Source organism: Streptomyces sp. NPDC079167 (assembly GCF_040686735.1).
Lineage (GTDB): Bacteria > Actinomycetota > Actinomycetes > Streptomycetales > Streptomycetaceae > Streptomyces.
On record NZ_JBFBLO010000005.1, the window covers coordinates 248569 to 272136 of the forward strand.

The 23568-nt window shown below is 71.3% G+C and carries 21 protein-coding genes and 2 pseudogenes; 11 read left to right on the forward strand and 12 right to left on the reverse strand.

The features are described 5' to 3' along the window. Positions 1-201: 201 nt before the first annotated feature. Complete coding sequence (locus AB0P41_RS13080; protein ID WP_365931849.1) at positions 202-1002, forward strand: inositol monophosphatase family protein; 801 nt, start codon at positions 202-204, stop codon at positions 1000-1002. A 32-nt stretch (positions 1003-1034) separates the two neighbouring features. Here the strand turns inward: AB0P41_RS13080 and AB0P41_RS13085 are convergent. From AB0P41_RS13085 to AB0P41_RS13110, 6 genes and pseudogenes are all read right to left on the reverse strand, one after another. Next, positions 1035-1160: pseudogene (locus tag AB0P41_RS13085) on the reverse strand (IS630 family transposase); the annotation flags it as partial. Between the two features lie 124 nt (positions 1161-1284). Further along, positions 1285-2274, reverse strand: coding sequence for a methylmalonyl Co-A mutase-associated GTPase MeaB (meaB, locus tag AB0P41_RS13090; protein ID WP_356707011.1), 990 nt, complete (start codon positions 2272-2274; stop codon positions 1285-1287). 11 nt (positions 2275-2285) lie between these two features. Next, positions 2286-4523: a methylmalonyl-CoA mutase gene (scpA, locus tag AB0P41_RS13095; RefSeq protein WP_365931851.1), complete on the reverse strand. Its 2238-nt coding sequence runs from the start codon at positions 4521-4523 to the stop codon at positions 2286-2288. Then, positions 4523-6379, reverse strand: a complete 1857-nt coding sequence (mutA, locus tag AB0P41_RS13100) for a methylmalonyl-CoA mutase small subunit (protein WP_356707009.1) — start codon at positions 6377-6379, stop codon at positions 4523-4525. Before mutA ends, scpA begins: the two co-directional genes overlap by 1 nt. A 165-nt stretch (positions 6380-6544) precedes the next feature. After that, on the reverse strand, positions 6545-8935 hold the full coding sequence (locus tag AB0P41_RS13105; protein ID WP_365931853.1) for an excinuclease ABC subunit UvrA: 2391 nt from the start codon (positions 8933-8935) through the stop codon (positions 6545-6547). Positions 8936-9171: 236 nt separating this feature from the next. Further along, a pseudogene (locus tag AB0P41_RS13110) lies at positions 9172-9390 on the reverse strand (AraC family transcriptional regulator); the annotation flags it as partial. 95 nt (positions 9391-9485) lie between these two features. Between AB0P41_RS13110 and AB0P41_RS13115 the strand changes: the two are divergent. Both AB0P41_RS13115 and AB0P41_RS13120 read left to right on the forward strand, forming a co-directional pair. After that, on the forward strand, positions 9486-9980 hold the full coding sequence (locus AB0P41_RS13115; protein WP_356707007.1) for a DUF6325 family protein: 495 nt from the start codon (positions 9486-9488) through the stop codon (positions 9978-9980). Positions 9981-10083: 103 nt separating this feature from the next. Then, the gene (locus tag AB0P41_RS13120) at positions 10084-10881 is read left to right on the forward strand and encodes a tyrosine-protein phosphatase (RefSeq protein WP_356707006.1); all 798 of its coding nucleotides are present in this window, start codon (positions 10084-10086) and stop codon (positions 10879-10881) included. Positions 10882-10986: 105 nt separating this feature from the next. Here AB0P41_RS13120 and AB0P41_RS13125 read toward each other — a convergent pair whose 3' ends face one another. Together AB0P41_RS13125 and AB0P41_RS13130 are read right to left on the reverse strand one after the other, a co-directional pair. Then, positions 10987-11523 (reverse strand): hypothetical protein, encoded by a 537-nt coding sequence (locus tag AB0P41_RS13125; RefSeq protein ID WP_356707005.1) that lies wholly within the window; start codon positions 11521-11523, stop codon positions 10987-10989. After that, the gene (locus tag AB0P41_RS13130; RefSeq protein WP_356707004.1) at positions 11520-12098 is read right to left on the reverse strand and encodes a hypothetical protein; all 579 of its coding nucleotides are present in this window, start codon (positions 12096-12098) and stop codon (positions 11520-11522) included. Before AB0P41_RS13130 ends, AB0P41_RS13125 begins: the two co-directional genes overlap by 4 nt. A 227-nt stretch (positions 12099-12325) precedes the next feature. Here AB0P41_RS13130 and AB0P41_RS13135 point away from each other — a divergent pair, with 227 nt between their 5' ends. Together AB0P41_RS13135 and AB0P41_RS13140 are read left to right on the forward strand one after the other, a co-directional pair. Next, a complete protein-coding gene (locus AB0P41_RS13135) occupies positions 12326-12730 on the forward strand; it encodes a DUF1992 domain-containing protein (RefSeq protein WP_356707003.1) in 405 nt (134 codons plus the stop codon). Between the two features lie 45 nt (positions 12731-12775). Next, positions 12776-13258: a GNAT family N-acetyltransferase gene (locus tag AB0P41_RS13140; protein WP_365931857.1), complete on the forward strand. Its 483-nt coding sequence runs from the start codon at positions 12776-12778 to the stop codon at positions 13256-13258. Positions 13259-13326: 68 nt separating this feature from the next. Here the strand turns inward: AB0P41_RS13140 and AB0P41_RS13145 are convergent, their stop codons facing one another. Then, positions 13327-13713, reverse strand: a complete 387-nt coding sequence (locus tag AB0P41_RS13145) for a VOC family protein (RefSeq protein ID WP_356707001.1) — start codon at positions 13711-13713, stop codon at positions 13327-13329. 310 nt (positions 13714-14023) lie between these two features. Between AB0P41_RS13145 and AB0P41_RS13150 the strand changes: the two genes are divergently transcribed. Next, positions 14024-14596, forward strand: coding sequence for a DUF6328 family protein (locus AB0P41_RS13150; RefSeq protein ID WP_365931859.1), 573 nt, complete (start codon positions 14024-14026; stop codon positions 14594-14596). A 5-nt stretch (positions 14597-14601) separates the two neighbouring features. Here AB0P41_RS13150 and AB0P41_RS13155 read toward each other — a convergent pair whose 3' ends face one another. From AB0P41_RS13155 to AB0P41_RS13165, 3 genes are all read right to left on the reverse strand, one after another. Then, positions 14602-15429: a VOC family protein gene (locus tag AB0P41_RS13155; RefSeq protein WP_356706999.1), complete on the reverse strand. Its 828-nt coding sequence runs from the start codon at positions 15427-15429 to the stop codon at positions 14602-14604. A 103-nt stretch (positions 15430-15532) separates the two neighbouring features. Continuing rightward, positions 15533-16447 carry a cation diffusion facilitator family transporter gene (locus AB0P41_RS13160; RefSeq protein ID WP_365931862.1) on the reverse strand — a complete coding sequence of 305 codons (915 nt, stop codon included), beginning with the start codon at positions 16445-16447 and terminating at the stop codon, positions 15533-15535. Positions 16448-16472: 25 nt separating this feature from the next. Then, positions 16473-16832, reverse strand: a complete 360-nt coding sequence (locus tag AB0P41_RS13165; RefSeq protein WP_356706997.1) for a DUF6479 family protein — start codon at positions 16830-16832, stop codon at positions 16473-16475. A gap of 88 nt (positions 16833-16920) precedes the next feature. Between AB0P41_RS13165 and AB0P41_RS13170 the strand changes: the two genes are divergently transcribed. From AB0P41_RS13170 to AB0P41_RS13190, 5 genes are all read left to right on the forward strand, one after another. After that, complete coding sequence (locus AB0P41_RS13170) at positions 16921-17886, forward strand: LLM class F420-dependent oxidoreductase (protein ID WP_365931864.1); 966 nt, start codon at positions 16921-16923, stop codon at positions 17884-17886. A 165-nt stretch (positions 17887-18051) separates the two neighbouring features. After that, complete coding sequence (gene fdh, locus AB0P41_RS13175; protein WP_365931866.1) at positions 18052-21324, forward strand: formate dehydrogenase; 3273 nt, start codon at positions 18052-18054, stop codon at positions 21322-21324. After that, complete coding sequence (locus tag AB0P41_RS13180) at positions 21321-22223, forward strand: 4Fe-4S dicluster domain-containing protein (protein WP_365931868.1); 903 nt, start codon at positions 21321-21323, stop codon at positions 22221-22223. Before fdh ends, AB0P41_RS13180 begins: the two co-directional genes overlap by 4 nt. Next, positions 22220-23152: an NrfD/PsrC family molybdoenzyme membrane anchor subunit gene (gene nrfD / locus AB0P41_RS13185; protein WP_365931870.1), complete on the forward strand. Its 933-nt coding sequence runs from the start codon at positions 22220-22222 to the stop codon at positions 23150-23152. The genes AB0P41_RS13180 and nrfD overlap by 4 nt, the downstream gene beginning before the upstream one ends. A gap of 12 nt (positions 23153-23164) precedes the next feature. Continuing rightward, positions 23165-23560, forward strand: coding sequence for a hypothetical protein (locus tag AB0P41_RS13190; RefSeq protein WP_356706992.1), 396 nt, complete (start codon positions 23165-23167; stop codon positions 23558-23560). The last annotated feature ends 8 nt before the right edge of the window (positions 23561-23568 follow it).

Consider the following 23568-nt stretch of genomic DNA (forward strand, 5'->3'; position numbering starts at 1 on the left):
CGGGCGCGACAGCGGGAGAGAAGCACCGGCGCCCGATGCGGGCGTTCACGTGTGCTGACGGAAACGTACCATGCCGGGCCGATGAGGGGGAAGGGACGGCCCCGGAGGTCTCCTCGGCCCCGGGGACCGACAGGGCCCGGCTGGCGCTCTGACCGGGAAGGTTCGCCGAGGCGGCAGCTTCGTCTCGATAGTCTGCACGGCGTGATCAACTCATACGCACGTTCCGACGATGCTGCCGTCGCGATAGCTGGGGCCCGGGCTGGCGCGGACGTGGTCCGCAAGATGTACGGGCAGCGGCTCAACCGCATCGACAAGGGTGCTGGGGACTTTGCCACCGCTGCCGACGTGGAGGCCGAGCAGGCGATCCTTGGCGTCATCCGTGCCGCACGGCCCGGTGACGCGGTGCTCGGCGAGGAAGGCGGGCAGCAGGGCGCCGCCGACGCTGTGCGCCAGTGGTTGGTGGATCCCCTGTGCGGCACGCTGAACTACGCCGTCGGTAATATGCTGGTGGCCGTCAACGTAGCGCTGCGCGACGGAGCGGCGGCGGTGGCCGACCCTTTCAGCGGCGAGGTCTTCTTCACCGACGGGGAGACCGCCTGGGTGCGGCATGACGGAACCGACGATGCCCTGCTGACGCCCTCGCCCGCTACCCGCTTGGTAGATGTCAACCTGGATCCGCCGTTCCCCGGTGCACCCGGATTCCGGGCTGTGGATCTGCTGGCCCACCCTGGATTCGTGGAGCGCTTCCGGCCTCGGGTCGTGTCCACGACCCTGGCGTTGGCCTGGGTCGCCGCCGGCAAGCGTGCCGCGTACGTCACCGATGGCGGTGACCTCTCCAGGAGCGTGCACTTCGCGGCCGGCATTGCTCTGTGCCGGGCTGCTGGCTGCGTTGTCACCGGGATCGACGGTGACCCGGTCGGCGAGGCCGGTCGTGGGCTTGTGGTGGCCGCCGACGCCAGGACCCACGCACTGCTGATGTCGATGCTGCGCAACCGAAGCTAGGGCTGTGAGCGCTTGGGTTTCGCCGGGCTGGGTCAGGCTGCGACCTGGAGGGGCCTGCCGCCCCAGCGGCTGCCCTTCTCGCCGCGGATTCGGGCACGTTCACGGGGTTGAGCTGCGCGGAGGTCCGGGTGGTGGGCGTTGGCGTTGCGCCAGCGCATCCGACCTCCCGGACGACTGCCCCCGGCGAATCTTCCCGGTCGGAGCACCAGCGAGGGCGGACGCCCGGCGGGCGGACCCGGCCGGGCCGCCTCCGAGCGATGGAGGCGGCCCGGGGCCCGGCTCTCAGACTTCCCCGCGGAACGCCCGCAGGAGCTGCCCGGCAGCCAGAGTCGCCGTCAACTCGCCCCCACGGACGCGCTGTTCCAGCTCCGGCGCGAGCGTACGCACCGCGGGATGGCTGCGCAGACTGTCCAGCAGTTCGTCGCGGACCATCACCCAGGTCCAGTCCACCTGCTGCTCACGGCGCTTGGCCGACAGCCTCCCCGTGGACTCCAGGAGCGTTCGGTGCTGCTCCAGCCGCTCCCACAACGCGTCCAGGCCGGTCGATTCCCTGGCGCTGCACGTCAGCACCGGGGGAGTCCAGACGGCGTCCACGGGGTGCATCAGGCGAAGCGCGCCCGCCAGTTCACGTGCCGCGGAGCGGGCGTCGCGCTCGTGCGGGCCGTCGGCCTTGTTGACCGCGATGGCGTCCGCCAGCTCCAGGACACCCTTCTTGATGCCCTGCAGCTGGTCGCCCGTACGCGCCAGGGTGAGCAGCAGGAAGGTGTCGACCATGTTGGCGACCGCCGTCTCCGACTGTCCTACGCCGACCGTCTCGACCAGCACCACGTCGTAGCCGGCGGCCTCCATCACCACGATGGACTCGCGGGTCGCCTTGGCCACCCCGCCGAGGGTCCCCGCGGTGGGGGAGGGGCGTACGAACGCCCGCTCGTCCACGGCCAGCCGCTCCATCCGCGTCTTGTCGCCCAGGATGGAACCGCCCGTACGGCTGGACGACGGGTCCACGGCCAGCACGGCGACCCGGTGCCCGAGTCCCGTCAGCATGGTGCCGAGCGCGTCGATGAACGTGGACTTCCCCACGCCCGGCACCCCGCTGATCCCGATGCGCCTGGCCCGGCCCGAATGCGGCAGCAACTCGCTCAGCAGCCGTTGCGCCGCCGTCCGGTGATCGGGGCGGGTGGACTCGACCAGGGTGATCGCGCGCGCCACGAACGCGCGCTTCCCGGCGAGCACACCCTTGACGTATGCGTCGGTGTCGATGATCCGCGCCATCCGTCAGCGGCTCACAGCTCGTGGCCGAGCGCGGCACCGAGCCGCGTGACCAGATCGTGGGCGGCGTCCGGGATCACGGTGCCGGGCGGGAAAACCGCGGCGGCACCGGCCTCGTGCAGCGCCTCGACGTCCTGCGGCGGTATCACCCCGCCGACCACGATCATGATGTCCTCCCGGCCCTCGGCGGCCAGCTCCTCGCGCAGTGCGGGCACGAGCGTGAGGTGACCGGCGGCGAGCGACGAGACGCCCACGACGTGCACGTCCGCCTCGACCGCCTGCCGGGCGACCTCACCGGGCGTCTGGAAGAGCGGGCCGACATCGACGTCGAAGCCCAGGTCGGCGAAGGCCGTCGCGATCACCTTCTGTCCGCGGTCGTGACCGTCCTGGCCCATCTTGGCGACGAGGATGCGCGGACGCCGCCCCTCCGCCTCCTCGAAGGCGTCGACCAGTGTGCGGGTGCGGTCCACGGACGGGGACTCTCCTGCCTCTTTGCGGTACACCCCGGAGATCGTACGGATCTGGCCCGCGTGCCTGCCGTACACCTTCTCCAGCGCGTCGGAGATCTCGCCGACCGTGGCCATGGCCCGGGCGGCGTCCACGGCCAGCGCCAGCAGATTGCCTTCGAGGCCCGGCCCCGGATCCCGCTCCGCCGCGGCCGTCAGGGCGCGCAGGGCGGCCTGACAGGCCGTCTCGTCGCGCTCCTCGCGCAGCCGGCGCAGCTTCTCGATCTGCTGGGTGCGCACCGAGGAGTTGTCGACCTTGAGCACGTCGATCTTCTCGTCGGTCTCCACCCGGTACTTGTTCACGCCGATGACGGGCTGGCGCCCGGCGTCGATCCGGGCCTGCGTGCGGGCCGCGGCCTCCTCGATCCGGAGCTTGGGGATGCCGGCGTCGATGGCCTTGGCCATGCCGCCGGCCGCCTCGACCTCCTCGATGTGCTGCCAGGCCCGCGCCGCGAGGTCGTGGGTCAGCTTCTCCACGTACGCGCTGCCGCCCCACGGGTCGATGACCCGGCAGGTGCCGGACTCCTGCTGGAGCAGCAGCTGGGTGTTGCGGGCGATCCGCGCCGAGAAGTCCGTCGGGAGGGCGAGTGCCTCGTCGAGCGCGTTGGTGTGCAGTGACTGCGTGTGCCCCTGGGTCGCCGCCATCGCCTCGACGCAGGTGCGCGTCACGTTGTTGAAGACGTCCTGGGCTGTGAGGGACCAGCCGGAGGTCTGTGAATGGGTGCGCAGTGAGAGGGACTTGGGGTTCTTCGGGCCGAACTCCCTGACGAGCCTCGCCCAGAGCAGCCGGGCCGCCCGCAGCTTCGCGATCTCCATGAAGAAGTTCATGCCGATCGCCCAGAAGAACGAGAGGCGCGGCGCGAACGCGTCCACGTCCAGGCCCGCAGCCTGTCCGGCCCGCAGGTACTCCACCCCGTCGGCCAGGGTGTACGCCAGCTCCAGATCGGCCGTCGCGCCGGCTTCCTGGATGTGGTAGCCGGAGATGGAGATGGAGTTGTAGCGGGGCATCTTCTGGGAGGTGAACGCGAAGATGTCGGAGATGATCCGCATCGAGGGGCCGGGCGGATAGATGTAGGTGTTGCGGACCATGAACTCCTTGAGGATGTCGTTCTGGATGGTCCCGGCCAGCTTCTCGGGGGCGACCCCCTGCTCCTCCGCGGCCACGATGTACAGGGCGAGTACGGGCAGCACCGCGCCGTTCATCGTCATCGACACCGACATCCGGTCCAGCGGGATGCCGTCGAAGAGCTGGCGCATGTCGTAGATCGAGTCGATCGCCACGCCCGCCATGCCGACGTCACCCGTCACCCGGGGGTGGTCGCTGTCGTAGCCGCGGTGGGTGGGCAGGTCGAACGCGATGGACAGGCCCTTCTGCCCGGCCGCGAGGTTGCGCCGGTAGAAGGCGTTGGACTCCTCGGCCGTCGAGAACCCGGCGTACTGCCGGATCGTCCAGGGCTGGTTGACGTACATCGTCGGGTACGGGCCGCGTACGTACGGCGCGACACCCGGATAGGTCCCGAGGAAGTCGAGCCCCTCCAGGTCCCGTCCGGTGTACAGCGGCTTGACCTCGATGCCCTCCGGGGTCTCCCAGAGCAGCTCGTCCTCGGACCGGTCGGCCGACTCCTTCACCGCGGCCCGCCACCGGTCCTCGGAGACCTCGGCGGGGGGCTCGCCGTTCAGTGCGATGCCGGAGAAGTCCGGTACGGGGGTCCCGGCGGAGACCGTGCGGGTCTTGGGGGTCTGCATCACGCCACTCCCATGCGGTCGAGTTCGGAGGAGAGGACGGAGACCACGTCGCAGCCGGCGAACACCTGCACATCGGCCCCGGTGTACTCGCCGGGCCGTCCCGCGAGGAAGATCTGTTCGGCGCCGGCGGCCCTGAGAGCCGAGGCGACGGCCTCGCCCTGTTCGGCGTAGAGCGGGTCGGCCGAGCACAGACAGGCGATCGTCGCCCCGCTGGCCGTGAAGGCCTCGGCGGCGGTGGACGCGTCCACCGAAGCCGGTTCGTGGACCGGCTGGATGCCACCCGACAGGAAGAGGTTCGCGGCGAAGGAGGCCCGGGCGGTGTGCACCGAGGCGGGCCCGAGTGCGGCGATGAACACCTTCGGCCGGCTGCCGGTGGCCGCGAGGTGGGCGTCCGACCTGGAACGCAGCACCTCGAACGCCTCATCGCGCCTGACCTCGGGCAGCCCGCCGCCCCGCTGTGCGGCGGGCAGGGGCTCACGCTCCACGGGACGCTCGTCGAGGGACGGGAATTCACTGACCCCGGTCACCGGCTCCTTGCGCCGGGCCAGATCCCTGCTCCTGGCCGCCCACGTGGCCGCCAGCCGCTCCCGCACCATGCCGGACCGGAGAGCGGCGGCCTGGCCGCCGGCCCGCTCGACATCCTGGAAGAACGCCCAGGCGGCAGAGGCGAGTTCATCGGTCAGCCGCTCGACGTACCAGGAACCGCCCGCGGGGTCCGTGACCCGGGCCAGATGCGACTCCTCCATCAGGATCGTCGAGGTGTTGCGGGCGATCCGCCGGGCGAACGCGTCCGGCAGCCCCAGTGCGTGATCGAACGGCAGTACGGTGACGGATTCGGCTCCGCCGACGCCCGCGCCCAGGCAGGCCAGCGTCGTCCGCAGCATGTTCACCCACGGATCGCGGCGCGTCATCATCACCGACGAGGTCACGGCGTGCTGCCGCTGAGCCCCCGCGTCCGGGGCCCCGCAGACCTCGGCGACCCGGGCCCACAGCCTGCGGGCGGCGCGCAGTTTCGCGATCGTCAGGAACTGGTCGGCCGTGGCCGCGTACCGGAACTCCAGCTGCGCGCAGGCCTCCTCGACGGAGAGTCCCGACGCCGTCAGCGCCCGGAGGTAGGCGACACCGGTGGCCAGCGAGAGCCCGAGCTCCTCGGCGGCCGAACCGCCGGCCTCGTGGTACGGCAGCGCGTCCACGGCCAGGGACCGCAGCCCGGGATACTCATGGGAGCACAGCCGCGCCCAGTGGACGGCGTCGCTCAGCTCCGGGTCCGCGCCCGTGCGCGCGGCCTGCCCGAGCGGGTCCACCCCGAGGCTGCCCCGTGCCGTCTCCTTCGCCGTGCCCCGGACCTCGTAGAGCCCGAGCAACTCACGGACGGCGGGCCCGGGATCGGCGCCCGCGTCGAGTACGACGGGAGCCAGGTCGAGATGGACGCCATCGAGTGCGCGGGCGAGGCCGGACACCGGAACCCCACCCGTCCCGCCGACGGCCAGCCAGAGCGACGTGACGCCGTTCTCCAGGTCGCCGAGCACGGCCTCGTTGAGGCGCACCGGGTCGGCCAGCGCGTGGCGCTGGCGCACGTCCCAGCCGTCCGTGGTGTTCCCCGTCGGCCTGCTGCCCCGGGTGAAGGGCGCGAAGCCTGGCAGACCGGGGTCCGCCGACGCATCGGTGGAGGTGTACAGGGGGCGGACTGTGAGCCCGTCCCCGAGCGCGGTGGACAGCGCTTCCTCGGCGGCCGAGCCCGTGACTTCCTTGCCCGACTTGCGCAGTACGCCTTCGACAAGGCTCTGCCACTGGTCGTGGGAAGGGTCGGGGAACTCGGCGGCCCGGGAAAGCCCGTCAGCAGGCAGGACCGTCATGCTCAGATGCTAGGTCAGCACTCCGGAGAGCAGCAGGGCTACTTGCTGTGACCTTGCACTCTCCGAAATGTGCCGGATCCGCTGGGTGGTGCTGCCTTGTCCGGGGATCCCGGACCCGAGGAGCGGCCCCCCGCCGGCACCCCGGCCGGCGCGGGGGCGCGCAGGTCAGGCCCCGACGTAGGCGGCCAGGTGCTCGCCGGTGAGGGTGGAGCGGCCGGCCACGAGGTCGGCCGGTGTGCCCTCGAAGACGATCCGGCCCCCGTCGTGGCCCGCGCCCGGCCCGAGGTCGATGATCCAGTCCGCGTGCGCCATGACGGCCTGATGGTGCTCGACGACGATGACCGACTTGCCGGAGTCGACGAGCCGGTCGAGCAGACCGAGCAACTGCTGGACATCGGCGAGGTGCAGACCCGCCGTCGGCTCGTCGAGGACGTAGACACCGCCCTTCTCGGCCATGTGGGTGGCGAGCTTGAGCCGTTGCCGCTCGCCGCCGGAGAGCGTGGTGAGCGGCTGGCCGAGGGTCAGGTAGCCGAGCCCCACGTCGGCGAGCCGGACGAGGACGCGGTGCGCGGCCGGCGTGCGCGCCTCCCCGGTGCCGAAGAACTCCTCGGCCTCGGCCACCGACATCGCCAGCACCTCGCTGATGTCCCGGCCGCCGAAGCGGTATTCGAGGACCGACGCGTCGAACCTCTTGCCCTCGCAGTCCTCGCAGGTCGACGTGGTGCCGGCCATCATCCCCAGGTCGGTGTAGATGACGCCCGCGCCGTTGCACGTGGGGCAGGCACCCTCGGAATTGGCGCTGAACAGCGCCGGCTTCACGCCGTTGGCCTTGGCGAACGCCTTGCGGATGGGGTCGAGCAGTCCGGTGTACGTGGCCGGGTTGCTGCGCCGCGAGCCCTTGATCGGGCTCTGGTCGACCGACACCACGTTCTCGCCGGCGGGGACCGAGCCGTGCACCAGTGAACTCTTGCCGGAACCGGCCACGCCGGTGAGGACGGTCAGCACCCCGAGCGGGATGTCGACGTCGACGTCCCGCAGGTTGTGAAGCGACGCCCCGCGGATCTCCAGCGCGCCGGTGGGCTCGCGCACCGACTCCTTGACGGCGGCCCGGTCGTCGAAGTGGCGGCCCGTGACGGTGTCACTCTTACGCAGGCCCTCGACGGTCCCCTCGAAGCAGACGGTGCCCCCCGCCGTACCGGCGCCGGGGCCCAGGTCGACGACATGGTCGGCGATCGCGATCGTCTCCGGCTTGTGCTCCACGACGAGCACCGTGTTGCCCTTGTCCCGAAGGCGCAGCAGCAGGTCGTTCATCCGCTGGATGTCATGGGGGTGCAGGCCGATGGTGGGCTCGTCGAAGACGTAGGTGACGTCCGTGAGGGAGGAGCCGAGGTGACGGATCATCTTGACCCGCTGCGACTCACCCCCCGAGAGCGTGCCCGCCGGACGGTCGAGCGAGAGGTAGCCGAGACCGATCTGCACGAAGGAGTCGAGGGTGTGCCGCAGCGCCGCGAGCAGGGGCGCTACCGACGGCTCGTCGAGCTCGCTCACCCAGGTGGCCAGATCGCTGATCTGCATCGCGCAGGCGTCGGCGATGCTGATCCGCTCGATCTTCGACGACCGGGCGGCTTCGCTGAGCCGGGTGCCGTCGCACTCGGGGCAGGTGGTGAAGGTGACCGCGCGCTCCACGAACGCCCGGATGTGCGGCTGCATCGCCTCCTTGTCCTTGGACAGGAACGACTTCTGGATCTTGGGGATCAGCCCCTCGTAGGTGAGGTTGACGCCGCTGACCTTGACCTTGACCGGCTCTCCGTACAGGAAGGCCCGCAGTTCCTTCTCGGTGTACTCGCGGATCGGCTTGTCCGGGTCGACGAAGCCCGACTGGGCGTAGACCTGCACGGTCCACTGGCTGTCCGACTTCCAGCCGGGGATGGTGAACGCACCCTCGGAGAGCGACTTGGAGTCGTCGTAGAGCTGGCTGAGGTCGATGTCGGAGACCGAGCCGCGGCCCTCGCAGCGCGTACACATGCCGCCCGTGCGGTGGAAGGTCGCCTTCACGGTCTTGGTCTTCGCGGCACCGCGTTCGACGGTGATCCCACCGCTCGCCCGGACCGAGGCGGTGTTGAAGGAGTACGCACCGGGCGGGCCGATGTGCGGCTTGCCGAGCCGGCTGAAGAGGATGCGCAGCATCGCGTTGGCGTCGGTGGCGGTACCGACCGTGGACCGCGGGTCGGCCCCCATCCGCTGCTGGTCGACGATGATCGCGGTGGTGAGCCCTTCCAGCACGTCGACCTCGGGACGCGCCAGCGTCGGCATGAAGCCCTGTACGAACGCGCTGTAGGTCTCGTTGATCATCCGCTGCGACTCGGCGGCGATCGTGCTGAACACCAGGGAACTTTTGCCCGAGCCGGAGACGCCCGTGAACACCGTCAGCCGGCGCTTCGGGATCTCGACGCTGACGTCCTTGAGGTTGTTCACGCGCGCGCCGTGCACGCGGATCAGGTCGTGGTTGTCGGCAACATGCGGCGCGGGCGGCTGCCTGTCCGTCCTCGTGGCCATGCTTGTGGTTTCTCCATCTGTCACGCGGGCCGCCTGCGCGGTCCCCGGCGGCGTCACCGGCGCGTCGCGGCAACGGTCGTTGTCTATCAGAGGACGGTCCCGTCCCGGAGCGGAATCAGCTGCGGGGCTGGTTGAAGCGCAGCATGCCGCCCTGTCGGCACAGGAGGCGTAGCGCCTTGTCGTGGTCGTCGACGGCGATGAAGCAGGTCGAAAGGCTGATTTCCATGCGAACAACGCTACGGGCGGCGGAAAGCTGCCGCTTCTCCATTCCTGACCGGTCTCGTGAGGATCTTGGCGACACAGGCCGGTACGGCGGCGCCCGCGTCATGGGGGCGGGCCCGGGAGGCGCTCGGGCTCTCACCGACGAGCTCGGTGAAGCCCGAGCTGAACGACCCCGGCGACGTACAGCCGACCGCGAAGCAGACCTCCGTCACCGTGAGGTCGCCCCGCCGGAGCCCCGTGTCCGCTCTGCCATCTCTTTTCACAGTGCGTAACGGATTGCCCGAAGTTAAGCTGCTGTCGATCCAGAACCGCAGGGGAAGGACGCACCATGGCCGTGGGACCCGTGGAGTATCTCGTCGTCACCTTTCCCGGCGGCCGTTTCTCCGACGCGATCGCGCCCGTACTGGCCGACGCCGTCGGATCCGAGGCGGTACGCATCCTCGACCTGGCCTTCGCCCGCAGAGGCGCGGGCGGAACCCTCGAGTACGTCGAGCTGCGGGAGATGGACCCCCAGGGGCTCGTGCCGTTCGCACCACCGGGCGACCGGGATGGCGGGCTGCCACGGATCACGGATCTCGATGTGCTCCGGCGTCTGCCCGAGGAGAGTTCCGCCGCGCTGATCGTGTGGGAGGACCTCTGGTCGGTGCCCCTCACCCGGGCGGTCCAGGAGGCGGGTGGCCTTCTCCTGGCGCACGAGCGCGTGCCGGCGGACGGCGGGGACGATGTCATCACGCTGCTCGAGAGGCTCGCCGATCTGAAGCAGCGGGGCGTCCTCACCGACGCGGAATTCGCGGCACAGAAGACAAGGATCCTCGCCGACTGAACTCCCCACCGGTGTCCCGGTACCTCACGTCCCTTTGTCGATATTCGCACGCCGTGCGACGTTGATTCCGACCTGCAGTCTGTCGGGAAAGAGGCAGTTCATCGTGCAGACCGCCCGGGCCGTCCCCGCCTCCACCGTTGTCAACCTGCGCGATCTGGGCGGCATCGCCCTGGGGCGCCACCGCCGCCTGCGCCAGGGAATCCTGCTGCGCTCGGGCCAGCTGAGCGAATTCGACGCGGAGCACGACATGGCCGTGGCCGCGCTCGGCATCCGCACCGTCGTCGATCTGCGTACCGCCGACGAACGCCGATGGGCGCCGGACCGGCTGCCGACGGGTGCGAGGCTCTTCGTCGCCGACGTCCTCGGCGACGACCCGGGCGTGACGCCCGCGCGGCTCAAGGCGCTGCTCAGTGACCCGGTCGGAGCAGCCGGTCTGCTCGGCGGCGGGAAGGCGGAGGAACTGTTCGCCGGGACCTACCGCAGGATGGTCCTCTCGCCGGGCGCGGCGGCCGCCTACCGTGCCTTCCTGGACACCGTCGCGGATCCGCGCGCGAGACCACTGCTCTTCCACTGCGCGACCGGGAAGGACAGGACGGGCTGGGCCACCGCGCTGCTGCTGATGATGGCGGGCGCCTCCCGTGACGTCGTACGCGCCGAGTTCCTCGCGGTGAACCGCGCGGTGCGCGCCGCCTTCGGGCCCGCGGTGCGGCGCTTTCTCGACGAGGGCGGCGACCCGGACATCGCCTCCGCCGTGATCGAGGCCAGGCCCCGCTATCTCGAGGCGGCCCTGGACGCGATGGACGAGCGCTGGGGCGGACTCGACGGCTATCTGGGCAAGGCGCTGCGCCTGCCCCCGGCAGTGGCCGAGCGGCTGCGCGCCGAGCTGGCCGTCCCGGCCTGACCGTTCCCCCCGCGCCCGGCACGGCGGACCTGCCCCGGACATGGGGCGGCCCGGCGCCGCGTCCGGGGGACGTGGGGCCGGGCCGGTGCGCGGTAGCCGCGCCGCTCAGATCTTCAGCAGTTGCTCGCCGATGTCCCGGTAGCGCTGCAGCGCTATGCGCAGCTCCTCCGTCTGGGCCTCGGTGTCCTGCTCCTGCCAGCTCGCGCGCAGGAGGCGCCGGCGTTCCGCGAGGGCCTCGGTCAGGCCGGAGACGATCCGGTCGAACGTGGCGTCCGCCTCCTCGACCGCCCGGCGGGGGCTCTCGACGAAGTCCGTGACCGCCTGCTGCATGCGCAGCGCCAGCCTGTCCTGGTCGTCCCGGGGGACCAGCGGTCCGGTGGCGGCGGTCCCGGGGTGGCCGGTCCGCTCGGGCCGTGGCACGGCGGGGGCCGCCCGCGGAGCGGGCGGAACGCTGAGATCCCCCGGGCCTCCGCCCCGCGGCTCACGGTTCACGTTCTCCCCGGCCGTGAGCCCGGCCGCCGTCGCCGGGGCTGCGTCCCGTGCGGATCCGGGCGTCCTCGCGGACGTGGTCCCCGGGGCGTCGACGGGCGGGGGCTCCGTGGCGGAGACGGGATCGGTCGTGTGCTCGGTGCGGTTCGTCATGCTGCTGTACTGCCTTTCGCCTCGTGCCGGCCCGTCCGGGCCGGCTCGGCCGGTGCGTCCCCGAGAAGGACGTCGAAGAGGGCCCGGGACTCGATCAGGGCCTTCCTCATCTCCTCCGTACCGCCCTGGCCCCGCACGGCCGTGTGCACCCTGCGGTAGCCGTCGACCTGCTCGGCGTGGTGGACGGAGAGGGCGGCCGTCTGCTCCTCGAAGCTGTCGCCGCCCGGGAAGCCCCGGTCGTGCGCCAGCTGTGCCAGGAGCGCGTCGGCTTCGACGACCGCCTCCCTGGGGGAGTCGATGAACTGTTCCTGTACCTCTGTCCAGCGGCGGGCGTACGCCTCACGGGCTTCCGGCCGCAGGGGCCGCTCGGACAGCGAGCCGTGCAGCTTCACCCGCTCGGAGAGCTCGTGCTCGGCCGCAGCGGTGTCGCCGTCGTGACGGGCGACCGTCCGGTCGTACTCGGGTCCGAAGCGGTGCCGCAGCCCACGCCCGCCGGTCCTACGGCCACGGACGACGAAGAAGAAGGCGAGCGCGGCCACGAGGACGACGGCAACGATGATCACCACGGTCGTCATGGCCGACGCTCCCGTCGGTTCGCGGTCGGTGCGTCGTGCTGTTTCACTCTCGTCAACCCCTTCCGGTTCGGGCCCGGTTCGGTGTGGTGCCCGGGCTGGGTGCAACAGGCGTGTACCCCCTGGGAGCCGTTCATGCGGAAACGCCACCGGTATCCTGGAACCCGGCGGACCTGGACGTGTCCGGCCGACGCGGTTCCGTCCGGGACGAGTTGCGAGAGGGGCGTGCGGTGACCGAGCGCAAACCAGCAGGGGTCAGCTTCGAGACCTGGGTCGACCGGCAGATTCGCGAGGCCGAGGAGCGGGGGGCCTTCACCGACCTCCCGGGTGCCGGCAAGCCGATCCCCGGCCTGGAGAGGCCGTACGACCCGATGTGGTGGATCAAGGCGAAGATGGAGCGTGAGGGACTGTCGGCGCTCCCGCCCTCGCTGACGCTGCGGAAGGCGGCCGAGGACGCCCGGCTGGAGGCGTCGCAGGCGCGGTCGGAGGCCGAGGTCCGGCGCATCCTGGCCGAGACGAACGAGAGGATCCGCGAGGCGCTCGCCAGGCCTCCGGAGGGGCCGCCGCTGAACCTCGAGCCGTTCGACATCGACGCGATCGTGGCCGAGTGGCACGCGGGACGAAGCGTGCGCTGACCATCACGCAAACTCCCGGCGCCCGAAGTGCGTAATACTCACCACATGAGACCGAGTACTACGGACTGGTCCGCCACCGTCCGCGTCAGACGAGCCGTCGCGCGGGACGCCAAGCGGCTCACCCGTCTGGTCACCAGGTCACGCGCCTACGAGGGCCCGTACGCGCCCATGGTCGCGGGGTACAAAGTCGGCCCCGACTACATCGAGGCGAACGTCGTCCATGTCGCCGTGGACGCGGACGGCCGCGTGCTCGGCTTCTACGCCTTGGTCCTCTCCCCTCCCGAGCTCGACCTGATGTTCGTCGCCGACGACGCCCAGGGACGGGGTGTGGGGCGCCTTCTCGTCGCCCACCTGTGCGACGAGGCGCGCCGTGCCGGTGTCGCCGCCGTGCGTGTGGTCGCCCACCCGCCGGCCGAGGGCTTCTACCGCAGCGTCGGCGCCGAACGCACCGGCACCGTCGCGGCCCGCCCTCCCGCGGTGATGTGGGACCGGCCCGAGCTGACGCTGAGGACCGACGGCGGTCCCTGAGCCGGACGGCCCGGCCCCGGTCACGGACCGGGGCCGGGCCGCTCACCCGCGGCGGGCGGCGGAGACGGTTACGACCAGCCGCCGTACGGACGGGTGATGATCTCCATCCCGTGACCGCTCGGATCGGGGAAGTACACCCCGCGCCCGCCGTCGTTGTGGTTGATCTCGCCGGGGTGCTTCTTGTGGGGGTCGGCGTAGTACGTGATCCCCCGCGCCTGGATGCGCTCGAAGGCCGTGTCGAACTCCGCCTCCGAGATCAGGAACGCGTAGTGCTGCACCGTGATCGATTCAGAGGGAACGGTCGCGAAGTCCAGCGTGACGCCGTTCGCGAGGACGACCGGGATGAAGGGTCCCCATTCCGTCCCGACGGTGAGACCCAGGATGTGCGCCAGGAACTCGGCGGACTCGCGGTTGTCCCGGCTGTGGACGATGGTGTGATTCAACTCGACAGACACTGTGGAATGCCTCCAACAGGCATCTCACGGGCTACCTCCACGCCTCACCCGGCCGGTGACCGACGCGCGATGCCGTACGACGATCCTAAGCGAGCAGTCACTCTGCGTCGAGGTCTGGCCCTTCGGCTGCGCTCTTGCCGCCCTTCCCGTCGCTTATGTGGTGGTTTCCCGGGCGGCTGCCACCATGGAGAGCACCGGCCGGGCGAGCCGCCGGCCGCCCTGACCGGCCGCCCGGGCAGGGCGGGTGGGCCAGGATTCACGGCCGCGCCGCGGGGCACCAGTACCACCTCTACGAGGTGGGGAGGCATCCATGGGACAGGGACCGGTGGGCGGCGGGAGCGGTACGAACCCCCGCAGCGGACGCCACGAGAGCGACGAGGAGCGGGCGGACCGGCAGTGGAGCGACCTGCTCCAGGAACTCCGGGTCGCGCAGACCGGGGTGCAGATCCTGTTCGGCTTCCTGCTCGCGGTGGTCTTCCAGCCCCGCTTCGCCGATCTGCCCACCGTCGACCGGAACATCTATGTCGTGACCGTCATGCTGGGGTCCGCGACCGCAGCCACGCTGATAGGGCCCGTGTCGTACCACCGGCTGCTCACCGGCCGCCGGATGAAGCCGCAGACGGTCACCTGGGCCTCCCGCATCACGAAGCTGGGGCTCGGCCTGCTCTTCTGCACGATGTGCAGCACGCTGCTGCTCATCCTGAGGGTGGCGCTGCACAACGTGGCGGCACTGTGGCTGGTCGGCGGAATGGCTTTGTGGTTCCTGGTCTGCTGGTTCGTGTTCCCGCTCTGGGCCATCGCCCGGGACAACGGCCACCGGCCCGCCGGGGGAGAGGCCCCGGACCCCCGGGAGCAGGGCCGCGGGGACGACCCGCGTGCCTGACCTCCTCAGTCCTCGTCCACGCCGGCGGGGCCGCGTACGTCCGTCACGGTGAAGAGCCCGCCGTCCGGGTCCCTCAGCGTCGCCTCGTCGCCGTACCGCACGTCCCGCCGTTCCACGACGGTCCCGCCGTTCCGCTCCGCCGCCCGGACGGTCGCGTCCACGTCGGGGACCGGGAACTGCACCTGCCAGTGAGGACGCACCTGGGGGTCGGGAGCGGCCTCCACCGCGCCGGAGCTGATCCGGGCCAGCGGGCGGCCGTTGCAGCGTACGAGCACCTCTTCCTTCACGTATGCCACCTCGCAGCCGCCGGGCTCCCCGCTCTCCCAGCCGAGGACCTCGCCGTAGAAGATCGCGGCGTCGAAGGCGTCCCTGGTGCGCAGCCGCAGCCAGGCGTGCGCCCGGTTCCCGGACGGCGCGAGGGTGGCCGCGCGGCCCGTCCACTCCCAGACGCCGAAGGACGCCCCGTCCCGGTCGGCGGCCAGGACCGCGCGTCCCTGCCCGACCGTCAGCGGGCCCACGGCCACGGTGCCGCTGCGCTCCCGGATGCGGCCCGAGACGACACCGGCGTCCCGGACCGAGAAGTAGGGCATCCAGGCCACGCCCACCTGATAGGCGGACGCGACCGCGCCGATGCCGGCCACCGGCACCCCGTCGGAGCGCGCCATCAGGAAGTCCCGGCCCAGCGGGCCGGGACGGAAGGTCCAGCCGAGAACGGCGCCGTAGAAGCGCCGCGCGTCCTCGAGATCGCGGGTCACCAGATGGACCCAGCAGGGGGCGCTCGCACCGCTCAGCACTGCCGGTTCCGGCGCGCCCCGCGGATCGCTAGGAGTCATGGTCCACTGCCTTATCGGTTCTGCGGCATGACTTCTTCGGTGCCGCGCGGCCAGGACCAGCCTCAACCGCCCGGGCGACTCCCGCAACACGCGACGGCCGCGGTCACACCCCGCCCCGGGGTGGCGCGTTCGTGATGTCGAGGAACACGTGCTCCGCCTCCGGCCAGGTCCGGGCTATCGACCGCTTGATCCGGACGGCGACCCGCTCGACCTCCTCGCTGTCGATGCCGGGCGCCAGGTCGATCCTGGCCGCCACCAGCACCGAGTCGAGACCGAGGCCCATGGTGAACAGGGCCGCGACGTTGTCGATCTCGGCCTGGGACGCGAGGAGCTCCTCCACGCCCCGGCGCAGCTCCGGCTCGGCGGACTCCCCGATCAGCCGGTCGCGCGCGTCCCGGCCGAGCCGGAAGGCTACGTAGACCAGCAGCAGGCCGATCCCCAGCGAGGCCGACGCCTCCCACACGACGTCGCCCGTGACCAGGTGCAGCACCATGCCCGCCATGGCGAGCAGCACACCCAGCACCGCCGTGCTGTCCTCGGCGATCACCGTCCTCAGCGCGGGGTCATGGGCCGCGCCCTTCTCCCCGCGGAGCTGGAGCAGGGCGCGGACCAGGGAACCGCCCTCCGCGAGGAAAGCGACCCCGAGGACGATCAGGCCCACGGTGTACCCCTCGGGTGACTCCTGCTCGTCCCGGCCCAGTGCCTCGAAGCCCTGGAAGAACGAGAAACAGCCTCCCACGACGAAGATTCCGACCGCCGCGAGCAGCGACCAGAAGTAGCGCTCCTTGCCGTACCCGAAGGGGTGATGGGCGTCGGGCGGGCGGCGGCTGCGCCTGAGCGCGGCCAGCAGGAAGACCTCGTTCACGCTGTCCGCCACGGAGTGGGCGGCCTCGGACAGGAGGGCGGGGGATCCCGACAGGAGTCCCCCCACCCCCTTGGCCACAGCGATGACGAGGTTGGCGGCCAGTGCCACCAGGACCGTTATCCGGGTCCTGCGGTCGGACTTCGACCGGTTCATGTCCCCCCCTTCGTCGGCGACGCCGTCAGTCGCGCGGGCGCTCGGGGTCGGGGCCGGTGTCCGGGGCGTTGTCGGGCGGGATCACCTCGTTACCGCGGTCACTGAGTTCGTACGGCGTCATGGCCCGGCCGTTGTCGGGGAACCGGTCCGAGCTGTGCTGTCCGGTCTCCTGGATCTCCGTCCGGTGCTCCGGACGCGGCGGCTGTTCCTCGGGGAGCGGCGGCCGTGACTCCTTGTCGCGGCGCCTCATCCCGAGCCAGAACCCGCCGATCAACAGCAGCACCACGAACAGGCCGACGACGCCGACGATCACGCCTACTGCTCCCGGCCCCTCGCCGTCGCTGGTGCTGGCGAGCGATTCCCATACTCCGTTCGTTACGTCCATGCATGGCGCATACCCCGGGGAGTCGATCACAGACAGCCATTGACATGAATTCATGTTTTATGGCGATGTCACCGTAAATGAGTTTCGTATGGTTCAGATCGGCTACACGATGATGACCGAGCAGGCAGGCCCCCGCGCCCTCGTGCGGGACGTGGTCGCGGCGGAGGAGGCCGGCTTCGACTTCTCCGTCACCTCCGACCACTACTTCCCCTGGCTGGCTTCCCAGGGACACGCGCCTTATGCCTGGTCGGTCCTGGGAGCCGCCGCGCAGGCAACCTCCCGGATCCCGTTGATGACGTACGTGACCTGCCCGACCACCCGCTACCACCCCGCGGTGGTCGCGCAGAAGGCGGCGACGCTCCAACTGCTCGCCGAGGGCCGTTTCCGTCTCGGGCTCGGTTCCGGAGAGGACCTCAACGAACACGTCGTGGGGGCGGGCCGGCCCTCCGCCCACGTCCGGCTGGAGATGCTCGAAGAGGCCGTACAGATCATCCGCGCCCTGTTCGACGGTGGCTACGTCAACCACCACGGCACCCACTTCGACGTGGAGAACGCCACCCTCTGGGACCTGCCCGACGAGCGTGTCCCCATCGGCATCGCGGTCTCCGGGGAGAGGTCCTGCGAAATCGCGGGCACCCTGGGCGACCTGGTCATCGCGACCGAGCCCAAGAGCGAACTCCTGAGCTCGTTCGACCGGCACGGCGGGGCCGGCAAGCCCCGCGTGGGACAGGTGCCCGTCTGCTACGACACCGACAGGGACGCGGCCGTCGCCCGCGCCCACGACCAGTTCCGCTGGTCGCTGGGCGGCTGGAAGGTCAACTCGGAGCTCCCCGGCCCCTCCGCCTTCGAACAGGCGACCAAGTTCGTCCGCAAGGACGACATCGCCGGAGCGATCCCGTGCGGCTCGGACGTCGAGGCGTTCGTCGAGGCCGTACGCCCCTACCGCGAGGCCGGATTCACCGAGGTCGCCCTCGTCCAGATCGGCGGGGACCACCAGCAGCCCTTCATCGAATGGGCCCGGAGCACGCTCCTGCCGGCGCTCCGCGAGCTGTAGGCGCCGGGGGGCGGCACACGACGCGGGCGGGGCGATCACGTTTCCCCGCCGCACACCGGGTACGAGATCTTTCGCGGGCCTGCCCGTCGGACCGCCGCTCGTGTCGCCGACACGGAGCCGTGGGGCGAGCCTGGAGTCAGTCCCCGGACCGCTGGAGGAAATGCGATGGGAGCAGGCAACCCGCTCGGCCGCTGGCCCGTGTTCCGGCAGCTGACCGGCGGTGACCCGCTGGGCAGAGGCAGGGCGGTGGTGTCGCGGGAGACGGAGGAGACCCGGCCCCGCACGGCCACGGCGGACCGCGTCGTCCGGTCCGTCTGCCCTTACTGTGCGGTGGGCTGCGGCCAGCAGGTGTACGTCAAGGACGACCGGGTCGTCCAGATCGAGGGCGATCCGGACTCACCGGTCAGCCGCGGCAGGCTGTGCCCGAAGGGCTCCTCGACGCTCCAGCTCACCACCGGCCCGGCCCGCCGCCACCAGGTGCTGTACCGGCGCCCCTACGCGGCCGACTGGGAGCCGCTCGACCTGGAGACGGCGATGGACATGGTCGCGGACCGTGTCGTCGAGACCCGTCGCAGGACCTGGCAGTGGGAGCACGAGGGACTCCGTACGGCCCGGACCCTGGGCATCGCCAGCCTCGGCGGCGCCACCCTGGACAACGAAGAGAACTACCTGATCAAGAAGCTCTTCACCGGGCTCGGCATCGTGCAGGTCGAGAACCAGGCGCGGGTCTGCCACAGCTCCACCGTGTCCGGCCTCGGCACCTCGTTCGGCCGCGGCGGAGCGACCACCTTCATGCAGGACCTCCAGCACGCGGACTGCATCATCATCCAGGGGTCGAACTTCGCAGAAGCCCACCCGGTCGGCTTCCAGTGGGTGATGGAGGCGAAGGCGCGCGGGGCCCGGATCATCCATGTGGACCCGCGCTTCACCCGCACGAGCGCACTCTCCGACCTTTTCGTGCCCATCAGGGCCGGCAGCGACATCGCGTTCCTCGGCGGCATCATCAACCACGTCCTCAGCGAGGAGAAGGACTTCCGGGAGTACGTCCTCAACTACACCAACGCCGCCACACTGGTCGGCGACGACTTCAGGGACACCGAGGACCTCGACGGAGTCTTCTCCGGCCTGGACGAGGAACGGGGCCACTACGACCCCCGCACCTGGCAGTACCGGGACACCGAGGTGCAGGCGCCCTCCGGCGACGTGGACGAGCAGTACGGGGACCGCGCCGGCGCCGACGACGCGCACGAACGGGTGCACTCCGCGGCCGGGTCGGAGACCCACGGCTCGGGAGGACCCCAGGCCCACGCATGGCCCCCACGTGACGAAACCCTTCAGGATCCCCGTTGCGTCTACCAGATCCTCAAGCGTCACTACGCCCGCTACACCCCTGAGATGGTCGAGGAGATCACCGGGGTGAGGCGCGACGTCTTCCTGGAGGTCTGCGACGCGCTGACCTCCAACTCCGGACGGGAGCGGACCACCGCCTTCGCGTACGCCGTGGGCTGGACCCAGCACACCACCGGCGCCCAGTGCATCCGGGCGGCGAGCGTCCTCCAGCTGCTCCTCGGCAACATCGGACGGCCGGGCGGCGGCATCCAGGCCCTGCGCGGCCACGCGTCGATCCAGGGGTCAAGCGACATCCCGACCCTCTTCAACCTGCTGCCGGGCTATCTGCCGATGCCGCACGCCCACGCCCACGAGGACCTCGACGCGTTGATCCGGGCGACCCGCACCGACAAGGGCTTCTGGGGCAACACGCGCGCCTACTTCGTCAGCCTGCTCAAGGCCTACTACGGCGACGCGGCCACGGCCGAGAACGACTTCTGCTTCGACCACCTGCCCCGGCTCACCGGCTCCCACGGGACGTACGAGACGGTGATGGCGCAACTGGCGGGGGAGTGCAAGGGCTACTTCCTCATGGGGGAGAACCCTGCCGTCGGCTCCGCCAACACACGCCTGCAGCGGCTCGGCATGGCCCAGCTCGAATGGCTGGTCGTCCGCGACTTCTCCCTCATCGAGTCCGCCACCTGGTGGCAGGACGGCCCGGAGACCGAGACCGGCGAGATGACCACCGGGGAGATCGGCACCGAGGTCTTCTTCTTCCCGGCGGCCGCGCACACCGAGAAGTCCGGCTCCTTCACCAACACCAACCGGTGGCTCCAGTGGCACCACGCGGCCGTCGAGCCCGAGGGCGACGCGCGCAGCGACCTCTGGTTCACCTACCACCTGGGCCGGCGCATCAAGGAGCGCCTCGCGGCGTCCGCCGATCCGATGGACCGCGCCGTCCAGGACCTGACCTGGGACTACCCCGTCGACGGGGCGCTCGACGAGCCGGTGTCGGCAGCGGTCCTGGCCGAGATCAACGGGCACGGCCCGGACGGCGCCCCGCTCTCCGCCTACACCGAGCTCAAGGACGACGGTTCGACCCGGTGCGGATGCTGGATCTACTGCGGGGTGTACGCCGACGGTGTCAACCAGGCCGCCCGCCGCAAGCCCCACACGGAACAGGACTGGGTGGCGGCCGAATGGGCCTGGGCCTGGCCCGCCAACCGGCGCATCCTCTACAACCGGGCCTCGGCGGCACCCGACGGCAGCCCGTGGAGCGACCGCAAGGCCTACGTCTGGTGGGACGACGTCGAAGGCCGCTGGACCGGGTACGACGTCCCGGACTTCGTCCCCGACCGCGCCCCCGGCCACGTACCCCCGCCCGGCGCCGAAGGGCCCGACGCGCTGCGCGGCGACGACCCGTTCATCATGCAGGCCGACGGCAAGGGCTGGCTCTACGCCCCCTCCGGCCTGGAGGACGGCCCGCTGCCCACGCACTACGAACCGCAGGACTCGCCCTTCGTCAACGCGCTCCACCCCGCGCACTCCCGCTCGCCGGTCAGGCACCTGCACCCCCGCGAGGGCAACCGCTACCACCCGAGCGGCGACGAACCGGGTGCGGACGTCTATCCGTACGTCGTCACCACCCACCGCCTCACCGAACACTTCACGGCGGGCGGGATGAGCCGCTGGTCGCCCTATCTGTCCGAGCTGCAGCCGGAGTTCTTCTGCGAGGTGTCGCCGCTCCTCGCCTCGGAGAGAGGGCTGGAGCACGGCGGCTGGGCCACGATCGTCACGGCGCGCAACGCCGTCGAGGCCCGCGTCATGGTGACCCGCCGGATCACGCCCCTGACCGTTCGCGGCCGGACCGTGCACCAGATCGGCCTCCCCTTCCACTGGGGACCCAACGGCGTCTCCACCGGTGACGCGGCCAACGAACTGGTGGCCATCGCACTCGACCCCAACGCCCTGATCCAGGAGGACAAGGCGCTCACCGCCGACATCCGGCCCGGACGCAGGCCCAGGGGACCCGCACTGCCCGAGCTCGTCGCGGAGTACCGCCGCCGGGCCGGGATCACGGAGACCACCGGAACGCAGGAGACGCCGTGAGGAACAACCTCTTCAGCGGGCCCGAGCCCGACCCGGCGGGCGACGCCGGACACGAGAACGCCCCGCCACGCGTGGGGTTCTTCACCGACACCTCCGTCTGCATCGGCTGCAAGGCGTGCGAGGTCGCCTGCAAGGAGTGGAACGCCCTCCCCGAGGACGGGCTGTCGCTGACCGGCATGTCGTACGACAACACGGGCGGCCTGGGCGCCTCCACCTGGCGCCACGTCGCCTTCATCGAACAGCCCGTGCCCGCCGGACGTACGGAACTGCCGCTCGTCGAGCCGGACCCCGGAAAGCCCGACGACACGTCCGGCGTCCGGTGGCTGATGTCCTCGGACGTCTGCAAACACTGCACCCACGCCGCCTGCCTGGACGTCTGCCCGACCGGATCACTGTTCCGCACGGAGTTCGGCACGGTCGTCGTCCAGGAGGACATCTGCAACGGCTGCGGCTACTGCGTGCCCGCCTGCCCCTACGGCGTGATCGAGCAACGGCCCGCGGACGGCCGGGCGTTCAAGTGCACCATGTGCTACGACCGGCTCGGCGCCGGGCAGGAGCCGGCCTGTGCCAAGGCCTGCCCCACCGAGTCCATCCAGTTCGGGCCGCTCGACGAACTCAGGGAACGCGCAGCCCTGCGGGTGGAGCAGCTGCACGGGGCCGGAGTCACCGAGGCACGGCTGTACGGCCACGAACCGGACAACGGGGTCGGGGGAGACGGGGCGTTCTTCCTCCTCATGGACGAGCCCGAGGTGTACGGCCTGCCCCCGGACCCCGTGGTCACCACCCGGGACCTGCCGGCCATGTGGCGTCACGCGGGGATCGCCGCACTGTCGCTGGCCGCGGGAGCCGCCCTCTCCTACGCCCTTCCCGCACTCACCCCAAGGAGCGGCCGGACATGACCAGCAGCACGGCCGGCAAGGGGGCGGACCGCGCCCGGCCCACCTCCTACTACGGCAGGCCCGTCATCAAGGCACCGTCGTGGTCCGCCCGGGACATCGCCGGATACTTCTTCCTCGGCGGACTCGCCGGTGCCGGTTCCGTCGTCGCCGCCGGAGCCCAGCTGACCGGCCGTGACACCACCGCCAAGGCCCTGAAGGTGTCCTCCCTCGCGGCCGTCAGCCTCTCCGCGGCGGCGCTCGTCCACGACCTGGGCCGCCCGTCACGGTTCCCCCACATGCTCCGCGTCTTCAAGCCGACCTCCCCGATGAGCATGGGCTCCTGGCTGCTCTCCGGCTACGGCCCGGCGGCGGGCGCGGCCGCCCTCACCGCAGTCACCGGCCGGCTGCCCAGGACCGGTGCGGCGGCCACCGCGGCCGCCGCCGTCCTGGGACCCGTCCTGGCGACGTACACCGCGGTCCTGGCCGCCGACACCGCCGTACCGGCCTGGCACGGCGCACACCGCGAGCTCCCCTATCTCTTCGCGGCCTCGGCCACCGCCGCGGCGGCCGGAATGGCCCTGGTCGCCGGGCCCGTCCACGAGAACGCCCCGGCCCGTTACGCCTGCGTACTCGCGGCCGTCGCCGACGGCGCGGCGAGCCGGGCCATGGAACGCCGCCTCGGCACCGTCGCGGTGACCTGCCGGGAGGGCCGTGCCGGGACGCTGATGCGCGCCGCGCGCGGACTGACCGCGGCAGGCGCGGCGGCGGCGCTCGTGCTCGGACACCGCAGCCGGCCCGTCGCCGCAGGCGCGGGACTCGCGCTGCTCGCGGGCTCGGCCTGCACACGCTTCGGGGTCTTCGCGGCGGGCATCGCCTCCGCCGAGGACCCCGTACACACGGTCGGCCCCCAGCGTGAGGCCGCCGAGCAGCGCTCACAGCCCTCCCAGTGAAAGGAATCCAGGGTGAACAGCACGCAGGAACAGACACAGGAACACCAGGAGAGCGGCGATGTCGTGGTGGCGGTGACCGGCTGCCCCAAGGAGGACGCGCGCACCGTCTTCGACGTGCTGCGCCGTTCCTTCGTCTCCGACCGTCCGGCGGGCGACGCCCCGCAGGACGCGTCGGACACACGGCCCACGGTGTGGACGGCGACCGTCGACGTCACGGAGACGAAGGCCGGCCCCGGGCCCGCGCGGCTCTCCGAGCCCGTGACGGTCGAGGCGCAGGGCGGCTACTGGGCGGTCGACCGGCTCCGCAAGCAGTTGGCGGACGCGTTCACCGTCCGGCTCGTGGGAACAGCGGCGGGCGACCAGGAGCAGGAGATCCGCCTGCGGCTAGAGAGCCACCGGCCCGCGTGACGCCCGCA